Annotated in this window: 23 protein-coding genes; 21 read left to right on the forward strand and 2 right to left on the reverse strand. The window is 67.8% G+C overall.

The window, feature by feature from the left end; translation table 11 throughout:
• The first annotated feature begins 32 nt into the window (after positions 1-32).
• From ACSFA2_RS01180 to hisA, 11 genes are all read left to right on the forward strand, one after another.
• Positions 33-980, forward strand: a complete 948-nt coding sequence (locus tag ACSFA2_RS01180; protein WP_435453487.1) for an ABC transporter ATP-binding protein — start codon at positions 33-35, stop codon at positions 978-980.
• A complete protein-coding gene (locus ACSFA2_RS01185) occupies positions 977-1,741 on the forward strand; it encodes an ABC transporter permease (RefSeq protein WP_435453488.1) in 765 nt (254 codons plus the stop codon). The genes ACSFA2_RS01180 and ACSFA2_RS01185 overlap by 4 nt, the downstream gene beginning before the upstream one ends.
• A gap of 4 nt (positions 1,742-1,745) precedes the next feature.
• Entirely contained in the window at positions 1,746-1,988 is a 243-nt protein-coding gene (locus tag ACSFA2_RS01190; RefSeq protein WP_262074980.1) for a BolA family protein, read from the forward strand.
• A gap of 31 nt (positions 1,989-2,019) precedes the next feature.
• Positions 2,020-3,303 (forward strand): UDP-N-acetylglucosamine 1-carboxyvinyltransferase, encoded by a 1,284-nt coding sequence (gene murA / locus ACSFA2_RS01195; protein ID WP_435453489.1) that lies wholly within the window; start codon positions 2,020-2,022, stop codon positions 3,301-3,303.
• The gene (hisG, locus tag ACSFA2_RS01200; protein ID WP_435451137.1) at positions 3,300-3,941 is read left to right on the forward strand and encodes an ATP phosphoribosyltransferase; all 642 of its coding nucleotides are present in this window, start codon (positions 3,300-3,302) and stop codon (positions 3,939-3,941) included. The genes murA and hisG overlap by 4 nt, the downstream gene beginning before the upstream one ends.
• Before the next feature lie 5 nt (positions 3,942-3,946).
• A complete protein-coding gene (hisD, locus tag ACSFA2_RS01205; RefSeq protein WP_435453490.1) occupies positions 3,947-5,278 on the forward strand; it encodes a histidinol dehydrogenase in 1,332 nt (443 codons plus the stop codon).
• A gap of 11 nt (positions 5,279-5,289) precedes the next feature.
• Entirely contained in the window at positions 5,290-5,643 is a 354-nt protein-coding gene (locus ACSFA2_RS01210; RefSeq protein WP_435453491.1) for a hypothetical protein, read from the forward strand.
• 6 nt (positions 5,644-5,649) lie between these two features.
• Positions 5,650-6,738 (forward strand): histidinol-phosphate transaminase, encoded by a 1,089-nt coding sequence (gene hisC / locus ACSFA2_RS01215; RefSeq protein ID WP_435453492.1) that lies wholly within the window; start codon positions 5,650-5,652, stop codon positions 6,736-6,738.
• Complete coding sequence (hisB, locus tag ACSFA2_RS01220) at positions 6,735-7,364, forward strand: imidazoleglycerol-phosphate dehydratase HisB (RefSeq protein ID WP_435453493.1); 630 nt, start codon at positions 6,735-6,737, stop codon at positions 7,362-7,364. Before hisC ends, hisB begins: the two co-directional genes overlap by 4 nt.
• Before the next feature lie 124 nt (positions 7,365-7,488).
• Complete coding sequence (gene hisH, locus ACSFA2_RS01225) at positions 7,489-8,136, forward strand: imidazole glycerol phosphate synthase subunit HisH (protein WP_435453494.1); 648 nt, start codon at positions 7,489-7,491, stop codon at positions 8,134-8,136.
• 20 nt (positions 8,137-8,156) lie between these two features.
• Positions 8,157-8,900 (forward strand): 1-(5-phosphoribosyl)-5-[(5-phosphoribosylamino)methylideneamino]imidazole-4-carboxamide isomerase, encoded by a 744-nt coding sequence (hisA, locus tag ACSFA2_RS01230; RefSeq protein ID WP_435453495.1) that lies wholly within the window; start codon positions 8,157-8,159, stop codon positions 8,898-8,900.
• Between the two features lie 17 nt (positions 8,901-8,917).
• Here hisA and ACSFA2_RS01235 read toward each other — a convergent pair whose 3' ends face one another.
• A complete protein-coding gene (locus ACSFA2_RS01235; protein WP_435453496.1) occupies positions 8,918-9,919 on the reverse strand; it encodes a TRAP transporter substrate-binding protein in 1,002 nt (333 codons plus the stop codon).
• 92 nt (positions 9,920-10,011) lie between these two features.
• On the opposite strand from ACSFA2_RS01235, the gene ACSFA2_RS01240 reads away from it, so the two are divergent.
• The 9 genes from ACSFA2_RS01240 to tatC all read left to right on the forward strand — a co-directional run bounded on the left by ACSFA2_RS01240 (position 10,012) and on the right by tatC (position 14,830).
• Positions 10,012-10,851, forward strand: coding sequence for a D-hexose-6-phosphate mutarotase (locus ACSFA2_RS01240; RefSeq protein WP_435453497.1), 840 nt, complete (start codon positions 10,012-10,014; stop codon positions 10,849-10,851).
• A 27-nt stretch (positions 10,852-10,878) separates the two neighbouring features.
• Positions 10,879-11,658 carry an imidazole glycerol phosphate synthase subunit HisF gene (gene hisF, locus ACSFA2_RS01245; RefSeq protein ID WP_435453498.1) on the forward strand — a complete coding sequence of 260 codons (780 nt, stop codon included), beginning with the start codon at positions 10,879-10,881 and terminating at the stop codon, positions 11,656-11,658.
• A 44-nt stretch (positions 11,659-11,702) separates the two neighbouring features.
• Complete coding sequence (hisI, locus tag ACSFA2_RS01250) at positions 11,703-12,092, forward strand: phosphoribosyl-AMP cyclohydrolase (protein ID WP_435453499.1); 390 nt, start codon at positions 11,703-11,705, stop codon at positions 12,090-12,092.
• Positions 12,092-12,466, forward strand: coding sequence for a phosphoribosyl-ATP diphosphatase (locus ACSFA2_RS01255; RefSeq protein WP_435453500.1), 375 nt, complete (start codon positions 12,092-12,094; stop codon positions 12,464-12,466). Before hisI ends, ACSFA2_RS01255 begins: the two co-directional genes overlap by 1 nt.
• A 9-nt stretch (positions 12,467-12,475) precedes the next feature.
• A complete protein-coding gene (locus tag ACSFA2_RS01260; protein ID WP_435453501.1) occupies positions 12,476-12,865 on the forward strand; it encodes a DUF4870 family protein in 390 nt (129 codons plus the stop codon).
• Positions 12,855-13,214 (forward strand): histidine triad nucleotide-binding protein, encoded by a 360-nt coding sequence (locus tag ACSFA2_RS01265; RefSeq protein WP_435453502.1) that lies wholly within the window; start codon positions 12,855-12,857, stop codon positions 13,212-13,214. The genes ACSFA2_RS01260 and ACSFA2_RS01265 overlap by 11 nt, the downstream gene beginning before the upstream one ends.
• Positions 13,215-13,259: 45 nt before the next feature.
• Positions 13,260-13,496, forward strand: a complete 237-nt coding sequence (gene tatA, locus ACSFA2_RS01270; RefSeq protein WP_435453503.1) for a Sec-independent protein translocase subunit TatA — start codon at positions 13,260-13,262, stop codon at positions 13,494-13,496.
• Positions 13,497-13,506: 10 nt separating this feature from the next.
• A complete protein-coding gene (tatB, locus tag ACSFA2_RS01275) occupies positions 13,507-13,968 on the forward strand; it encodes a Sec-independent protein translocase protein TatB (protein WP_286644438.1) in 462 nt (153 codons plus the stop codon).
• 61 nt (positions 13,969-14,029) lie between these two features.
• Positions 14,030-14,830, forward strand: a complete 801-nt coding sequence (tatC, locus tag ACSFA2_RS01280) for a twin-arginine translocase subunit TatC (protein ID WP_435453504.1) — start codon at positions 14,030-14,032, stop codon at positions 14,828-14,830.
• A gap of 49 nt (positions 14,831-14,879) precedes the next feature.
• On the opposite strand, the gene ACSFA2_RS01285 is transcribed toward tatC, so the two are convergent.
• Complete coding sequence (locus ACSFA2_RS01285; RefSeq protein ID WP_435453505.1) at positions 14,880-16,043, reverse strand: S1C family serine protease; 1,164 nt, start codon at positions 16,041-16,043, stop codon at positions 14,880-14,882.
• Positions 16,044-16,359: 316 nt separating this feature from the next.
• Between ACSFA2_RS01285 and ACSFA2_RS01290 the strand changes: the two genes are divergently transcribed.
• Positions 16,360-17,691 carry an MFS transporter gene (locus tag ACSFA2_RS01290; protein ID WP_435453506.1) on the forward strand — a complete coding sequence of 444 codons (1,332 nt, stop codon included), beginning with the start codon at positions 16,360-16,362 and terminating at the stop codon, positions 17,689-17,691.
• The last annotated feature ends 5 nt before the right edge of the window (positions 17,692-17,696 follow it).

Raw genomic sequence — 17,696 nt, forward strand, 5'->3', positions numbered from 1 at the left:
AAAGTGCAGCCGGCCTAGAATCTCGGGCTCCCATGCCCGCGATCTCCTTCCAGTCGGTCTGCAAGACCTATCCCGCCTCCCGTCAACAACGCGCCCTCGGCAAGCCGGGTCTGCGCGCCGTCGATGACGTGAGTTTCCAGATCGAAGAGGGCGAATTCTTCGGCCTGCTCGGGCCGAACGGCGCGGGCAAGACCACGCTCATCAGCATGCTCGCCGGACTGTCCCGGCCGACCTCGGGCACCGTCAGCGTGCACGGCTTCGATGTGCAGCGCGACTACGCCGAGGCCCGGCGCCACCTGGGCATCGTGCCGCAGGAACTGGTGTTCGACCCCTTCTTCAACGTGCGCGAGTCGCTGCGCATTCAGTCCGGCTACTTCGGCATCAAGAAGAACGACGCCTGGATCGACGAACTGCTGCACAGCCTGGGCTTGACCGACAAGGCCAACGCCAACCTGCGGCAGCTGTCGGGGGGCATGAAGCGCCGGGTTCTGGTGGCGCAGGCGCTGGTGCACAAGCCGCCGGTGATCGTGCTCGACGAGCCCACGGCCGGCGTCGACGTCGAACTGCGCCAGACGCTGTGGCAGTTCGTCGCCAAGCTCAACAAGCAGGGCAGCACCGTGCTGCTGACCACCCACTACCTCGAGGAAGCGGAAGCCCTGTGCAACCGCATCGCGATGCTCAAGCAAGGCCGCGTGATCGCGCTCGACCGCACCAGCGAATTGTTGAAGTCCGCGGCCAGCAACGTGCTGCGCTTCAAGACCGATGCCGACCTGCCGTGGGCGATCGCGCAGCATGCGCGCATCACCGGGCGCATCGTGCAGCTGCCCGCGCAGAACGCGCACGAGGTCGAGCAATTGCTCGGTGCCCTGCGGCAAGCCGGCGTGGCGGTGGAAGACGTCGAGATGCGCAAGGCCGACCTGGAAGACGTGTTCATCGACCTGATGGCGGGCGAGCAGACGCCGCTGGAGGTCGCGCGATGATCGCTACCACCGGCTGGCGCACGCTGCTGTACAAGGAAACGCTGCGCTTCTGGAAGGTGGGCTTCCAGACCGTCGGCGCGCCGATCCTGACCGCCGTGCTGTACCTCATGGTCTTCGGCCACGTGCTGGAAGACCATGTGAAGGTCTACGGCACCGTCGGCTACACCGCCTTCCTCATCCCCGGCCTGGTGATGATGAGCGTGCTGCAGAACGCCTTCGCCAACAGCTCGTCCTCGATCATCCAGAGCAAGATCATGGGCAGCCTGGTCTTCGTGCTGCTCACGCCGCTGTCGCACTGGGGCTGGTTCCTGGCCTATGTCGGCTCGTCGATCATCCGCGGGCTGGCCGTGGGCCTCGGCGTGTTCGTGGTGACGATCTTCTTCGCGATGCCGGACTTCGCCGCGCCGCTGTGGATCCTGGTGTTCGCCTTTCTGGGCGCCGCGATGCTCGGCACGCTGGGGCTGATCGCCGGCCTGTGGGCCGAGAAGTTCGACCAGATGGCGATGTTCCAGAACTTCCTGATCATGCCCATGACCTTCCTGTCGGGCGTGTTCTATTCGATCGGCTCGCTGCCGCCGTTCTGGCAGGCGGTGAGCCACCTGAACCCCTTCTTCTACATGATCGACGGCTTCCGCTACGGCTTCTTCGGCATCAGCGACACCTCGCCCTGGCTCAGCTTCGGCATCGTGGGCGGAGCCTGGCTGGTCGTCAGCGCCGTGGCCGTGCACCTGCTTCGCATCGGTTACAAGATCCGAGGCTGACCCCATGACCGCCGACCAACTCCAAGCCATCATCGAAGCCGGACTGCCCTGCGAACACATCGCGCTCGAGGGCGATGGGCGCCATTGGTACGCCACCATCGTCTCGGCCGAATTCGACGGCCTGCGCGCCATCCAGCGGCACCAGCGGGTCTACAAGACGCTCGGTGCGAAAATGCACACCGACGAGGTGCATGCGCTGTCGATGAAGACGTACACGCCCGCCGAATGGGCCTCGGCACCGCGCTGAGCCCGCGCTAGACCTTCCTGCTGGATTTCTCATGGACAAACTTCTCATTCGCGGCGGGCGCACGCTCGGCGGCGAGGTACTCGTTTCCGGCGCCAAGAACGCCGCGCTGCCCGAGCTCTGCGCCGCGCTGCTGACCGACCAGCCGGTGACGCTGCACAACGTGCCGCGCCTGCAGGACGTGTCCACCATGCTCAAGCTGGTGCGCAACATGGGCGTGAGCGCCGAGCGCGACGACAACGGCACGGTGCGTCTCGACGCGGGTGCGCTCAACAACCCCGAGGCCCCCTACGAGCTGGTCAAGACCATGCGCGCATCGGTGCTCGCGCTCGGCCCGCTGCTGGCGCGCTTCGGCCATGCCAAGGTGTCGCTGCCGGGCGGCTGCGCGATCGGTTCGCGCCCGGTTGACCAGCACATCAAGGGGCTGCAGGCGATGGGCGCCGAGATCGTGGTCGAGCACGGCTACATGCTCGCCAGGCTGCCGGCCGGCCGCACGCGGCTCCAGGGCGCGCGCATCCTGACCGACATGGTGACGGTCACCGGCACCGAGAACTTCCTGATGGCCGCCGCGCTGGCCGAGGGCGAGACGCTGCTCGAGAACGCCGCGCAGGAGCCCGAGATCGTCGACCTGGCCGAGATGCTCATCAAGATGGGCGCGAAGATCACGGGCCATGGCACCAGCCACATCCGCATCCAGGGCGTCGAGAAATTGCACGGCTGCGAGCACGCCGTGGTGGCCGACCGCATCGAGGCCGGCACCTTCCTGTGCGCCGTGGCCGCCGCCGGCGGCGAGGTCTTCCTGCGCCACGCACGTGCTGACCACCTCGACGCCGTGATCGACAAGCTGCGCGAGGCCGGTTGCGACGTGAAGCCGGTCGAGGGCGGCGTGCGCATCGCCTCCGCCGGCGGCGCCACGTTGAAGGCGCAGGCCTTTCGCACCACCGAGTACCCCGGCTTCCCAACCGATATGCAGGCGCAGTTCATGGCGCTCAACTGCGTGGCGCAGGGCACGGCGGCGGTGACCGAGACGATCTTCGAGAACCGCTTCATGCACGTGAACGAGCTGGTGCGGCTCGGCGCGACCATCCACGTCGACGGCAAGGTGGCGGTGGTGGAGGGCGGCACCGCCCTGTCGGGCGCGACCGTGATGGCGACCGACCTGCGCGCGTCCGCCAGCCTGGTGATCGCCGGCCTGGTGGCCGACGGCGAGACGATGGTCGACCGCATCTACCACCTCGACCGCGGCTACGACCGCATGGAAGCCAAGCTGCGCGGCCTGGGCGCCGACATCGAACGCGTGACGGGAGCCGCGTCGTGATCACGCTCGCACTCTCGAAGGGCCGCATCTTCGACGAGACCCTGCCGATGCTGGCCGCCGCCGGCATCGAGGTCACCGAAGACCCGGAGAAATCGCGCAAGCTGATCCTCGCGACCACGCAGCCCGACGTGCGCGTGGTGCTGGTGCGTGCGTCCGACGTGCCGACCTACGTGCAGTACGGCGGCGCCGACATTGGTGTGACCGGGCTCGACGTGCTGCTCGAACACGGCAACCAGGGCCTGTACCAGCCGCTCGACCTGAAGATCGCCGCCTGCCGCCTGAGCGTGGCGGTGCGCGCCGACTACGACTACGCCTCGGCCGTCAAGCAGGGCTCGCGCCTGCGCGTGGCGACCAAGTACGTGGGCCTGGCGCGCGACTTCTTCGCCAGCAAGGGCGTGCACGTCGACCTGATCAAGCTCTACGGCAGCATGGAACTCGCGCCGCTCACGGGCCTGGCCGACGCCATCGTCGACCTGGTGTCGACCGGCAACACGCTGCGTGCGAACCACCTGGTCGAGGTCGAACGCATCATGGACATCAGCGCCCGCCTGGTGGTCAATCAGGCCGCGCTCAAGCTCAAGCAGGCGCCGATCCGCCGCATCCTCGACGCCTTCGCGTCGGCCATTCCGCAAGACTGAAAGTCATGACCCTGTCCGCCGCCCCCCTTCGCCTGTCCACCGCCTCGGCCGATTTCGAAACGGCGTTCAAGACGCGGCTGCATTGGTCGGCGGAGGCGGACGCGGCCATCGAGCAGCGTGTGGCGGAGATCCTGGCCGACGTGCAGCAGCGCGGCGACGCGGCGGTACTCGAGTACACCAAGCGCTTCGACCGCCTCGACGTGGCCGACATGACCGCGCTGGAACTCACGGCCGACGAGCTGCGCGCGGCCTTCGAGTCGCTGCCCGCCGTGCAGCGCGAGGCGCTCGAAGCCGCCGCGCGCCGCGTGCGCAGCTACCACGAGGCCCAGAAGAAGGCGAGCGGCGAGAGCTGGCAGTACCGCGATGAAGACGGCACGCTGCTCGGCCAGAAAGTCACGCCGCTCGACCGCGTCGGCATCTACGTGCCGGGCGGCAAGGCGGCCTACCCGTCGAGCGTGCTGATGAACGCGATTCCCGCGCATGTCGCCGGCGTCGGCGAGATCATCATGGTCGTGCCCACGCCGGGCGGCGAGAAGAACCCGCTGGTGCTGGCCGCCGCGCACGTCGCCGGCGTCAGCCGCGCCTTCACCATCGGCGGCGCGCAGGCCGTGGCCGCGCTGGCCTACGGCACGGCGACGGTGCCAGCCGTCGACAAGATCACCGGCCCCGGCAACGCCTACGTGGCAGCTGCCAAGCGCCGCGTCTTCGGCACGGTCGGCATCGACATGATCGCCGGCCCGAGCGAGATCCTGGTGCTGGCCGACGGCAGCACGCCGCCCGACTGGGTGGCGATGGACCTGTTCAGCCAGGCCGAGCACGACGAGTTGGCGCAGAGCATCCTGCTGTGCCCCGACGCGGCCTACATCGACCGGGTGCAGGCCGAGATCGATCGCCTGCTGCCGACCATGCCGCGCGCCGAGATCATCGCGGCCTCGCTCAACGGCCGCGGCGCGCTGATCCACACGCGCGACATGGAAGAAGCCTGCGCCATCAGCAACCGCATCGCGCCCGAGCACCTCGAAGTGAGCAGCCGCGATCCGCACCGCTGGGAGCCGCTGCTCAAGCATGCCGGCGCGATCTTCCTCGGTGCGTACACGAGCGAAAGCCTGGGCGACTACTGCGCCGGCCCGAACCACGTGCTGCCGACCAGTGGCACCGCGCGCTTCTCGAGCCCGCTGGGCGTCTACGACTTCCAGAAGCGATCGAGCCTGATCGAGGTGAGCGAGCAGGGCGCACAGACGCTGGGCCGCATCGCGGTCACGCTGGCCGAAGGCGAGGGCCTGCCGGCGCACGCCGAGGCCGCCCGGATGCGGCTGAAGGCCGAGCGGGCGGACTGAGGCACCGCGCGATGGCCGTGTTCGCACGCACCGTCCTGCTGGCCTTTCTCGCCCTGGGCGCCAGCGCCCACGCCATGAGCATTCGCGAGCTGCGCACGCTCGAGGCCAACGAGAAGGACGGCAAGCTCTACGCCAACTACTACCTGGTCGGCGTGATGGAAGGCCTGCGCGAGGCGAGCGATGCCGCCCAGCGCGCCGGCCAGAAGCCGCCCTTCTGCATCGAAGGCCGCAAGATCGAGCCGGCGATGGCCCGATCGCTCTACCAGTCCGAACTCTCGCGCAACGCCGACAGCTACGAGGCCGACATGCCGGTGCAGCTCGTGCTGTCGTCGGCGCTGCGCAGCAGCTACCGCTGCACCCACTGAGACCCCATGACCGCTTCGACCACTCCTGCCGCCCTCCAGCGCATCCGCGCCGACGTCCAGTCCATGCACGCCTATGCGGTGCAGGACGCGACCGGCCTCCTCAAGCTCGACGCCATGGAGAACCCGCACGGCCTGCCGCCGGCACTGCAGGCCGAGTTAGGCGTACGTCTGGGCGGGCTGGCGCTCAACCGCTACCCGGGCGCACGCGGCGACGATCTGAAGCGCGCGCTGGCCGACTACGCGCAGATGCCCGCCGGTTTCTCGCTGATGCTCGGCAATGGCTCCGACGAGCTGATCTCGCTGGTCACCGTGGCCTGCGACCTCCCGGGCGCGACCATCGTGGCGCCGGTGCCGGGCTTCGTGATGTACGCCATCACCGCCCAGCTGCAGGGCGTGAACTTCGTCGGCGTGCCGCTCACGGCCGATTTCGAACTGGATGGCCCGGCCATGCTGGCGGCGATCACGGCCGAGAAGCCGGCCATCGTCTACCTCGCGTACCCGAACAATCCCACGGCCAACCTGTGGGACGACGCGACCATCGAGCGGATCGTCGAAGCGCAGGGCGCCCAGGGCGGCCTGGTGATCATCGACGAGGCCTACCAGCCCTTTGCCGCCCGCAGCTACATCGACCGCGTGGCGCGCCACGGCCATGTGCTGTTGATGCGCACGCTGAGCAAGTTCGGCCTGGCCGGCGTGCGGCTGGGTTACCTGATGGGCCCGCAGGCGCTGATCGCCGAGATCGACAAGGTGCGCCCGCCCTACAACATCAGTGTGCTCAACTGCGAGTGCGCGCTCTTCGCCCTGGAGCACGCCAACGTGTTCGCCGCCCAGGCGGCCGACCTGCGCGCGCAGCGCGCGCGCCTGGTCGCGGGCCTGGCGAAGCTGCCGGGCCTGCAGCAATGGCCCAGCGAGGCCAACATGGTGCTGGTCCGGGTGCCCGACGCGACAAAAACCTTCGAGGGCATGAAGGCACGCGGGGTTCTGGTCAAGAACGTTTCTAAAATGCACCCCTTGCTGGCGAACTGCCTGCGCCTGACCGTCGGGACCGCCGACGACAACGCGCGGATGCTCGCGGCGCTCGAATCCTCCCTATGAACACCCCCACGGTACCCGAGGCCGTCGTCGCAGCCGGCGACCGCACAGCCTCCGTCACGCGCAACACCGCCGAAACGAAGATCAGCGTGTCGGTGAACCTCGACGGCACCGGCCGCGCGAAGCTGTCGACGGGCATCGGCTTCTTCGACCACATGCTCGACCAGATCGCCCGCCACGGGCTGATTGACCTCGACATCGACTGCCAGGGCGACCTGCACATCGACGGCCACCACACGGTGGAAGACGTGGGCATCACGCTCGGCCAGGCGGTCGCGAAGGCCGTCGGCGACAAGAAGGGCATCCGCCGCTACGGCCACGCCTACGTGCCGCTCGACGAGGCGCTCAGCCGCGTCGTCATCGACTTTTCCGGCCGCCCGGGCTTGGTGATGCACGTGCCCTTCACCAGCGGCATGATCGGCGGCTTCGACAGCCAGCTGACCTACGAATTCTTCCAGGGCTTCGTGAACCACGCCGGCGTGACGCTGCACATCGACAACCTCAAGGGCGTCAATGCGCATCACCAGTGCGAGACGGTGTTCAAGGCCTTCGCGCGTGCGCTGCGCGGCGCGCTGGAGTTGGACCCTCGTTCGGCCGGTGTCATTCCTTCGACCAAAGGCTCCCTTTGAAACACCCCCGAAGCGCCTTCGGCGCCTCCCCCTCGAGGGGGCGACACCAGCGGCCTGGCAAAGCCAGTTCCGCGGTGTCCCTGGAGGAGGCGGCTCTGGCTTCATGGCCGGATGCAGATTTGAAATGAAGAACACCGTCGCCGTCGTCGACTACGGCATGGGCAACCTGCGCTCCGTGTCCCAGGCCGTGCAGCACGCCGCCGACCAGGTCGGCGTGGAAGTCTTCGTCACGTCCGACCCCGAGGTGGTGCGCAAGGCCACCCGCGTGGTACTGCCAGGGCAGGGCGCCATGCCCGACTGCATGCGCGAGTTGCGCGATTCCGGCTTGCAGGCCTCGGTGCTCGAAGCGGCTGCCAGCAAGCCGCTCTTCGGCGTCTGCGTGGGCATGCAGATGCTGCTGTCGACCAGCGAAGAGGGGCCGACGAACGGCCTCGGCCTCATTCCCGGTGCGGTCATCAAGTTCGACCTGGCGGGCCGTACCCAGCCCGACGGCAGCCGCTACAAGGTGCCACAGATGGGCTGGAACCAGGTGCGCCAGGCGCAGCCGCACCCGGTGTGGGCCGGCGTGCCGGACGAGGCGTATTTCTATTTCGTCCACAGTTTCTTCGCCCGGCCGGTCGATCCGAAGCACAGTGTCGGCGAAGCCGACTACGGCGCGCCGTTCACGGCCGCCATTGCGCGCGATAATATTTTCGCCACCCAGTTTCACCCCGAAAAGAGCGCCGACCACGGTCTGCAGCTCTACCGCAACTTCCTCCACTGGAACCCCTGAGCCTTCCGGCTCGCCCTGCCATGCTGCTGATTCCCGCCATTGACCTCAAAGACGGCCACTGCGTTCGCCTCAAACAAGGCGACATGGACCAATCGACCATCTTCAGCGAAGACCCGGCCGCCATGGCGCGCAAGTGGGTCGAGGCGGGCGCACGCCGGCTGCATCTGGTCGACCTGAACGGTGCCTTCGCCGGCAAGCCCCAGAACCACGCCGCGATCAAGGCGATCCTGCGTGAGGTGGGCGACGAGATCCCGGTGCAGCTGGGCGGGGGCATCCGCGACCTCGACACCATCGAGCGCTACATCGACGACGGCCTGCGCTACGTGATCATCGGCACCGCCGCGGTGAAGAACCCCGGCTTCCTGAAGGACGCCTGCGTCGCCTTCGGCGGCCACATCATCGTGGGCCTCGACGCCAAGGACGGCAAGGTCGCCACCGATGGCTGGAGCAAGCTCACCGGCCACGAAGTCGCCGACCTCGGCAAGAAGTTCGAGGACTACGGCGTCGAGTCGATCATCTACACCGACATCGGCCGCGACGGCATGTTGTCGGGCATCAACATCGATGCCACGGTGAAGCTGGCGCAGGCGCTGACCATTCCGGTCATCGCCTCGGGCGGCCTGTCGAACATGGCCGACATCGACCAGCTCTGCGCGGTCGAATCCGAAGGCGTCGAAGGCGTCATCTGCGGCCGCGCCATCTACTCCGGCGACCTCGACTTCGCCGCGGCGCAGGCCCGCGCCGACGAACTCGCCCTTGGCTGAACGCGGCAGGGGCCGCCTCAGTCGCTGCCCAGCCGCTTCAGGATCTCGTCGGCGTCCGCGCCCACTTTCGCCTGCCACTGCGTCACCGCGCCGGCCGACGCTGCCTTCAGCCCGCGCATCACGTCGGGCGCGACCCGCGTGTCGATCGCGACGCCGTTGCTGCGCATGGTCTTGTAGTTCTCGTCGAGCCGGCTGCGGATGCGTTGCCACTGCGCCGCTTCTGTCTCCGCGCCGGCCTGGTCGACGGCCATTTTTCCGGCAGCGTCGAGTCCCTGGTACGCGGCCAGATTGATCGTCGCGATCGAGATCGGCATGGCGTAGTTGATTTCCGCGAAAGCCGGCAGGTACTGCCAGAGCTTTTGGCCGGCGCCGCCGTCGCCGGACGACAGCACGGCGTCGACATCGCCCGCCGCGATGCGCGGCATGGCATCGGCGAACGAGATGTTGAAGGCCTGCGCGCCGGCCGCCGTCATCGTCGACTGCGAGATGTCGTCGTAGGTGCGGATGCGCAGCGCCCGCAGCGCATCGAGCGAGCCGACGGGCTTCTTCGACCAGAGGCCCGACGCCGGCCAGGGCGTCGTGTAGAGCAGCTTCTGGCCGTGCGCCTGCAGGAAGCGCTCGTAGGCCGGGCGCGCGGCCTTCAGCAGCGCCTCGGCCCGCGGCAGCGAGTCGGCCAGGAAGGGGAGCGACGATACGGCGAACAGTGGGTAGCGGTTGGCGATGCCGCCGGCAAACGCGTCGGCCGCGTCGATCTTCCGGGCCTGGACGGCGTCGACCATGTCGCCGGACTTGAAGCCCGCCGACGCATCGAAGCTGGGTTCGAAGACCACGCGCCCGCCGGTCTTCTGCGCGACCTTCTCGGCGAAGGTCGACACGCCGAGACCCGGCATCGACGTGGCGGGGTATTCAGTCGCGATCTTCAGCGTGGTGGCCGGCTGGGCGGCGGCCGTGGTGGCGACGAAGAGGGCGAAGAAGGGGGCGATCAGGCCGGAAAGGCGGAGAACGGGCGGGCGCGACATGGTGGCTCCTTGGTGGTGCGAGCTCCTTGCAAGTTGCAGACCGTCCGGTGCACCGGGCCGTGCGATGACCGGGCTAAATCTAGAATCGCGCCATGCCCTTGCAAACCCTCGACGTCCGCGGCCAGCCCGCGGTGCGCCTGACCCTCCCCGAGGGCAGCACCTGCACCATCGCGTTGCACGGTGCCCATGTGCTTGGCTGGACCACGGCCGACGGCGTGGAGCGCCTCTACCTCAGCCCGGACGCGGTCTTCGACGGCCAGGCCGCCATCCGTGGCGGCGTGCCGGTGTGCTGGCCGCAGTTCAATCAGCGCGGCCCGCTGGCCAAGCATGGCTTCGCGCGGACCATGGCATGGCGGGTCGAGCCGCAAGACGCGGCCGCGCCGGGCGACGTGCGCCTGGTGCTGACAGACAGCGAAGCGACCCGTGCGCTCTGGCCGCACGGCTTTCGCGCCACCTTGACGGTCGCTCTCACGTTGCAAGGCCTGCGTACCACGCTCGACGTGGCGAACACCGGCGCCGCCCCCTGGTCTTTCACCGCGGCGCTGCACACCTACCTGCGTGTCGACGAGATCGCCGATACGCGCCTGGAAGGCCTGCAGGGTGCCGCCCGCTGGGATGCGGTGCGCGACCTGCGCCATGCCGAGACCGCCGAGGCGCTGCGTTTCGGCGAGGAGTTCGACAGCGTCTATGCCGCGCCTGCGACGCCGCTTCGTCTCGTCCAGCCCCGCGGCACGGTCGAGATCGCGCAGAGCGCGAGCTGCACCGAGACGGTGGTGTGGAACCCGGGCCCCGTGCTCGCGGCCAAATTGTCCGACCTGCCGAACGACGGATGGCGCCACATGCTGTGCGTCGAGGCGGCGCGCATCGACGACGCCGTGCTGCTCCCGCCCGGTGCCGCATGGCAGGGCTGGCAACAACTCAGCGTGCGCTGATTCTTCTCTTCTTCAGAAACCGATTCCATGCTCGCCAAACGCATCATTCCCTGCCTCGACGTGACCGGCGGCCGCGTCGTGAAGGGCGTCAACTTCGTCGAACTGCGCGACGCGGGCGACCCGGTCGAGATCGCCGCGCGCTACAACGCGCAGGGCGCCGACGAACTGACCTTTCTCGACATCACCGCCACCAGCGACGGTCGCGACCTGATCCTGCCGATCATCGAAGCGGTGGCTTCGCAGGTCTTCATCCCGCTGACCGTGGGCGGCGGCGTGCGCACGGTCGACGACGTGCGCCGACTGCTCAATGCCGGCGCCGACAAGACCAGCTTCAATTCGGCGGCCATCGCCAATCCGCAGGTGATCGAGGACGCGTCGCAGAAATACGGCGCGCAGTGCATCGTGGTCGCCATCGACGCCAAGCGCCGCACCCCTGAAGACGCCGCCACGCGCGGCCCGGGCTGGGACGTGTACAGCCACGGCGGCCGCAAGAACACCGGGCTCGACGCGGTGCAGTGGGCCGCCGAGATGGCGCGCCGTGGCGCCGGGGAAATCCTGCTGACCAGCATGGACCGCGACGGCACCAAGAGCGGCTTCGACCTGGCGCTGACCCGCGCGGTGAGCGACGCGGTCAGTGTGCCGGTGATCGCCTCGGGCGGCGTCGGCGCGCTCGACCACCTGTCGGACGGCATCCAGATCGGCGGGGCCGACGCGGTGCTGGCGGCCAGCATCTTTCACTACGGCGAGTTCACCGTGGGCGAGGCGAAGGCGCAGATGGCGGCGCGCGGTATTCCGGTGCGTCTTTGAGCCTGCTGAGTGTGTCAGTGCTGACTGTTTGCGACAATCCGCCGATGGATTGGCTCAACGACGTGAAATGGGATGCGAACGGCCTGGTGCCGGTCATCGCGCAGGAGCAGGGTAGCAACGACGTGCTGATGTTCGCCTGGATGAACCGCGAGGCCCTGGCGAAGACCGCCGAGTTGGGCCGCGCCGTGTACTTCAGCCGCTCGCGCAACAAGCTGTGGTTCAAGGGCGAGGAATCCGGCCACGTGCAAACGGTGCACGAAATCCGCCTGGACTGCGACAACGACGTCGTGCTGCTGAAGGTGACGCAGCTCGGCCACGAGCCCGGCATCGCCTGCCACACCGGCCGTCACAGCTGTTTCTTCAGCCGGTACGAGAATGGCCGATGGACCGCGGTCGAGCCGGTCCTGAAAGACCCGGAGACGATCTACAAATAATGGAACCGATGACCACTGACGCGCTCGCCCGCCTGGCTGCCACGATCGAAAGCCGCCTGCCCGCGCGCGGCGGCGACCCCGAGAAGAGCTATGTCGCACGCCTGCTGCACAAGGGCCCCGACGCCTTTCTGAAGAAGATCGGCGAGGAGGCGACCGAGGTCGTGATGGCGGCCAAGGACGCCGACCACGGCGGCGACCGCCAGAAAATAGTGAACGAAGTGGCCGACCTGTGGTTCCACAGCATGGTGGCGCTCGCGCATTACGGCCTCACGCCGCGCGAGGTCATCGACGAACTGGAGCGCCGCGCGGGCACCAGCGGCATCGAAGAAAAAGCCTTGCGCAAGGCGCAGGCCCGCGACGCCTCCAACGACTGAAAGAACGCCATGGCCAATGAGATCGTCAACGCCGAACCCGACGAATCGCTCCGAACCTGGGGCTGGGTCAGCTACATCCTGCACCTGATCGTCGCGGTCGGCGCGGTGCTGCCGGGCGCGCAGGCGTCGGTCGTGCTGCTGCTGATCGCGCTGGTGATCGACCTGGTCAAACGCGACGACGCGCGCGGCACCTGGCAGAAGTCGCACTTCAGCTGGCGCATCCGTTCGGTGCTGTGGGCCGGCATCCTGTACGTGCTGACCTCGTGGCTGTGGCTGCTGTTCCTGGTGCCGGGCTGGATCGCCTGGGGCCTGATCTCGCTGTGGTTCCTCTACCGCATCGTCAAGGGCATGGTGCGCATGAACGCCAGCCGTCCGATGGAGCCTGCCGATGTCGTCTGATCCGAATTGCATCTTCTGCAAGATCATCGAAGGGAAGATCCCGTCGAAGAAGGTCTACGAGGACGAGGACGTTTTCGGTTTCCACGACATCGCGCCCTGGGCGCCGGTCCATTTCATGCTGGTGCCCAAGCGGCACATCGCCTCGATGGCGCAGTTGACACCCGACGATGCCAGCCTGATGGGCAAGATCATGACGCTGGCCCCGAAGCTCGCGCTTGAGAACGGCTGCCGGCCCTACCCGGACGGCGGCTACCGCGTGGTGGTCAACACCGGTGCCGAGGGCGGCCAGGAAGTGCACCATCTCCATGTTCACGTCATGGGCGGCCCCCGCCCTTGGATCAAGGGCTGATATTCAGCCCGGTCTAAAATTCTTCACATTCTTCAGGAGTCATCCATGGGTTCTTTTTCTATCTGGCACTGGCTGATCGTGCTGCTCGTCGTGGTCATGATCTTCGGCACCAAGAAGCTGCGCAACATGGGCTCCGACCTGGGCGGCGCCGTGAAGGGCTTCAAGGACGGCATGAAGGACGGCTCGACCACCGACACGCCGGTCGCCCCCACGCAACACGTGACCGGCACACCGGCCGCCGACAAGTCGACCATCGACGTCGAAGCGCGTCAGAAGTCCTGAGCCGACCCGCGTGATCGACCTCGGCATTTCGAAGCTCGCCATGATCGGCGCTGTGGCGCTGATCGTCATCGGCCCGGAGAAGCTGCCGCGCGTCGCCCGCACGGTCGGCATGCTGCTGGGCAAGGCGCAGCGCTACGTCAACGACGTGAAGGCCGAAGTCAACCGGTCGATGGACCTCGACGAACTGCGCAAGATGAAGGACACCGTGCAGGAAGCCGCACGCGATGTCGAGCAGAGCATTCATACGGGCGCCAGCGACTTCGAGAAGCAGTTCTCCGAGAGCGGCCAGACGCTGTCGGCCCTGGCCGAGCCCGATGCGCCGTCGTACCCCGAGTACAAGCACCCCCGCAAGAACTGGCGCCTGAAGCAGGGCGCCACGCCGCAGTGGTACAAGTCGCGCAACGGCGTGCGTACCAAGGCGCTTTCCGGCGCGGCGCGTGTCGCCCGCTTCCGTCCCCACAAGATCAACTAGCCGCCACGCCGAACCCGGCCGCGCGCAGTGCGCCTCCGATTTCCTGCCCGCAGCGTCCCCCATGGCCGATTCCACCGACAAGAACAAAGAAGACGAACTGGCCGGCACCGAGCAGCCCTTCGTCGCGCACCTGATCGAGCTGCGCGACCGCCTGCTCTACTGCGTCTACGGGCTGGCCGTGGCGGCCGCGCTGCTGGCCTTCTGGCCGGGCCCGGCCGGGCTGATCGACCTGATCGCGATGCCGATTCGTGCCCATATGCCCGACGGTGCCAAGCTCATCGCTGTCGGGGTGTTCTCGCCCTTCTTCGTGCCGCTGAAGGTGCTGGGCATGACGGCGGTGCTGCTGGCGCTGCCCTGGCTCATGTACCAGATCTGGATGTTCGTGGCGCCGGGGCTCTACAGCCACGAAAAGAAGTTCGCGTTGCCGCTGATCCTGTTCGGCAGCCTGCTGGCCTACGCCGGCATCGCCTTCGTGCAGTTCTTCGTGCTCGACAAAATGTTCGGCTTTATCCAGAAGTTCACGCCGCCGAGCGTGAACGCCACACCGGACATTTCGTCGTACGTGGAAGCCATCCTGTCGCTCTACATCGCCTTCGGCTGCGCCTTCCAGGTGCCGATCGTCGTGATGCTGCTGGTCCGCTTCGAACTGGTCACGGTCGAGAAGCTGCGCAGCTTCCGCGGCTATTTCATCGTGCTGTCCTTCGTGGTGGCCGCCGTGCTCACGCCGCCCGACGTGGTGTCGCAACTGGCGCTGGCCATTCCGATGTGCCTGCTCTACGAGGTGGGGATCATCGCCGCGCGCTACTTCGTGAAGCACAGCGCCGCGCCAGCGGAAGAGGGCGCCGACTCCGCGCAGCCCTGATGCGCATTCGATGATGCGATAAAGCGGCACGCGGCGGTGCCGCCGCGCATCACTCGGGGTCGGTCGGGTTGCGGCGCAGGGGCGTCTTGGGCCGCAGTCCCGGGACCACGTTCAGTTCCATCTTGTCGGTGCCGCGCTGCAGCGCGAAGCGCGATTCGCTGCCCGGCTTCAGGCCGGCCACGGCGGTCAGCAGTTCCTGCACGTTGTCCACCTTCTTGTCGTCGACACTGGTGATCACGTCGCCCGGCCGGATGCCGGCCTTGGCCGCCGGGCCGGCCTGCAACACACCGGTGATGATGACGCCCGCATTGGCTTTCACGCCGAAGGTTTCGGCCAGTTCGGGCGACAGGTCGTTCGGCTCGACGCCGATCCAGCCGCGCGTGACCTTGCCTTCCTTCACGATGTCGCCCAGCACCTGCTTGGCGATCGAGACGGGAATCGCGAAGCCGATGCCCATGCTGCCGCCCGAGCGCGAATAGATCGCGGTGTTGATGCCCTCGAGGTTGCCGTTGACGTCGACCAGCGCACCGCCCGAGTTGCCCGGGTTGATGGCCGCATCGGTCTGGATGAAGTTCTCGAAGGTGTTGATGCCCAGCTGGTTGCGGCCCAGCGCCGAGACGATGCCGCTGGTCACCGTCTGGCCGACGCCGAAGGGGTTGCCGATGGCGAGCACCTGGTCACCGACCTGCAGCGAATCGGAGTTGCCCAGCACGATGGCCGGCAGCTTGTCGAGCTCGATCTTCAGCACGGCGAGGTCGGTGTCCGGGTCGGTGCCGATCACCTTGCCGCGCGCATGCCGGCTGTCGTTGAGCGTCACCTCGATCTCGTCGGCGCCCTCGACCACATGGTTGTTGGTGAGGATGTAGCCCTCGGTGCTGACGATCACGCCGCTGCCCAGGCCGACCTGCGGCTGGCTGTCACCCTGGTCGCCGAAGAAGAAGCGGAACCACGGGTCGTTGCTGCGGGGATGGCGCTGCGCCGCCTTGCTGGTGTTGATGCTCACGACCGCCGGTGCCGCCTTCTTGGCGGCGCTGCTGAGGCTGCCGGGCGCTGGCGATGCCGGTGCGGTGCTGCCCGGGGCTTCGATCACCGGGACGACCCCGGCCAGCGAGGTGCGGCGGTTCAACCACTCGGGTTTGAGCGTGGCGACGACGAAGTAGGCCGCCAGCAGGACGGTCACGGCTTGGGCAAACAGCAGCCAGGTGCGTTTCATGGAGCGATCGGAAAGAGGAGGAAGTGCGCGCACGGCGGTGTGGCGGCGAGGGCGCTCGATTGTCCCTCAAAGGCACTTCGTGGCGCCGTCAGCGGGCGCCGGGACCGGCTCCGTGCGGGGCTGGCGGCGGCCTGGTTGAGGGAAAACCCTTAAAATCGTGCGCCTTGCAGCCAGACGCCCTACCGGGCGCTCCAGGCGCGGCCCCGCACGACCCGCGGCGGCGGCCGCTTCGCACCACCGTCCGATCCGCCTGCGGCCTCCGTTCCATGGATTGCCGCGGCGATGCCATGCCGCCCGCTTCCATTCCTGACTGCCCATGACTGCCCCTGCCCTTGCCGAACACGCCGCGTCCGCGGATGCACCCGGCCGCACGCTGAATGCGCGCGACTACAAGACGCTCTCCCTCTCCGCCCTCGGCGGCACGCTCGAGTTCTACGACTTCGTCATCTACGTGTTCTTCGCGACCGTGCTGGGCGCGTTGTTCTTCCCCGTCGACATGCCCGACTGGCTGCGCCAGCTGCAGACCTTCGGCATCTTCGCCGCGGGCTACCTGGCGCGGCCACTCGGGGGCATCGTCATCGCGCATTTCGGCGACATCCTCGGCCGCAAGCGCATGTTCACGCTGTCGATCTTCCTGATGGCGGCGCCGACGCTGGTGATCGGCCTGCTGCCGACCTACGCCAGCATCGGCGTGGCGGCGCCGCTGCTGCTGCTGGCCATGCGCGTGCTGCAGGGGGCGGCCATCGGCGGCGAGATGCCCGGCGCCTGGGTTTTCGTGGCCGAGCACGTACCGGCCCGGCGCTACGGCTTCGCGGTGGGCACGCTCACTGCGGGCATCACCGGCGGCATCCTGCTGGGCTCGCTGGTGGCCGTGGCCATCAACACGCACTACGCACCAGCCGAAGTCCACGACTTCGCCTGGCGCATTCCGTTCATCCTGGGCGGTGTCTTCGGCCTGGTGTCGGTGTACCTGCGGCGTTTTCTTCACGAGACGCCGGTGTTCCAGGAGCTGGCCGACCGCCGCAGCGTCGCGCGCGAACTGCCGGTCAAGACCATCCTGCGCGAACACCGCGGCGCCATCGTCTTCGTCGGCCTGCTGACCTGGGTGCTGTCGGCCGCCATCGTGGTGGTGGTGCTGTACACGCCGACCTACCTGCAGAAGGTGCACCACGTGCCCGCCGCGCTCGCGCTGCAGGCCAATGCGCTGGCGACCCTGACGCTGACGATCGGCTGCATCGTGGTCGGCTGGGCGACAGACCGCATCGGCACCCGCGCCGTGATGCTGATCGGCTGGGGCGGCCTGCTGGCCACCTCGTACCTGTTCTACACGAGCCTGCCCGGCACCCCGGCCTCGCTGGTGTGGCACTACGGGCTGGTCGGCTTCTTCGTGGGCACGATCGCCACGGTGCCGATCGCCAGCGTGCGCGCGTTCCCGGCACCGGTCCGCTTTTCAGGGCTGTCCTTCGCCTACAACATGTCGTATGCGATCTTCGGCGGCCTGACGCCGGTCATCCTCACCCTGTGGCTGCAGAAGGACCCGATGGCGCCTGCGCATTACGTGGCCGCGCTGGCGGTGCTCGGCCTGGTGCTGGCGTTGCTGCCGATGGCTTCGCGCGGTTACCCGATGCGGGCGGCGCCGAAGGCGTAACAATG

The organism is Variovorax cryoconiti, assembly GCF_051216395.1.
Lineage (GTDB): Bacteria > Pseudomonadota > Gammaproteobacteria > Burkholderiales > Burkholderiaceae_C > Variovorax.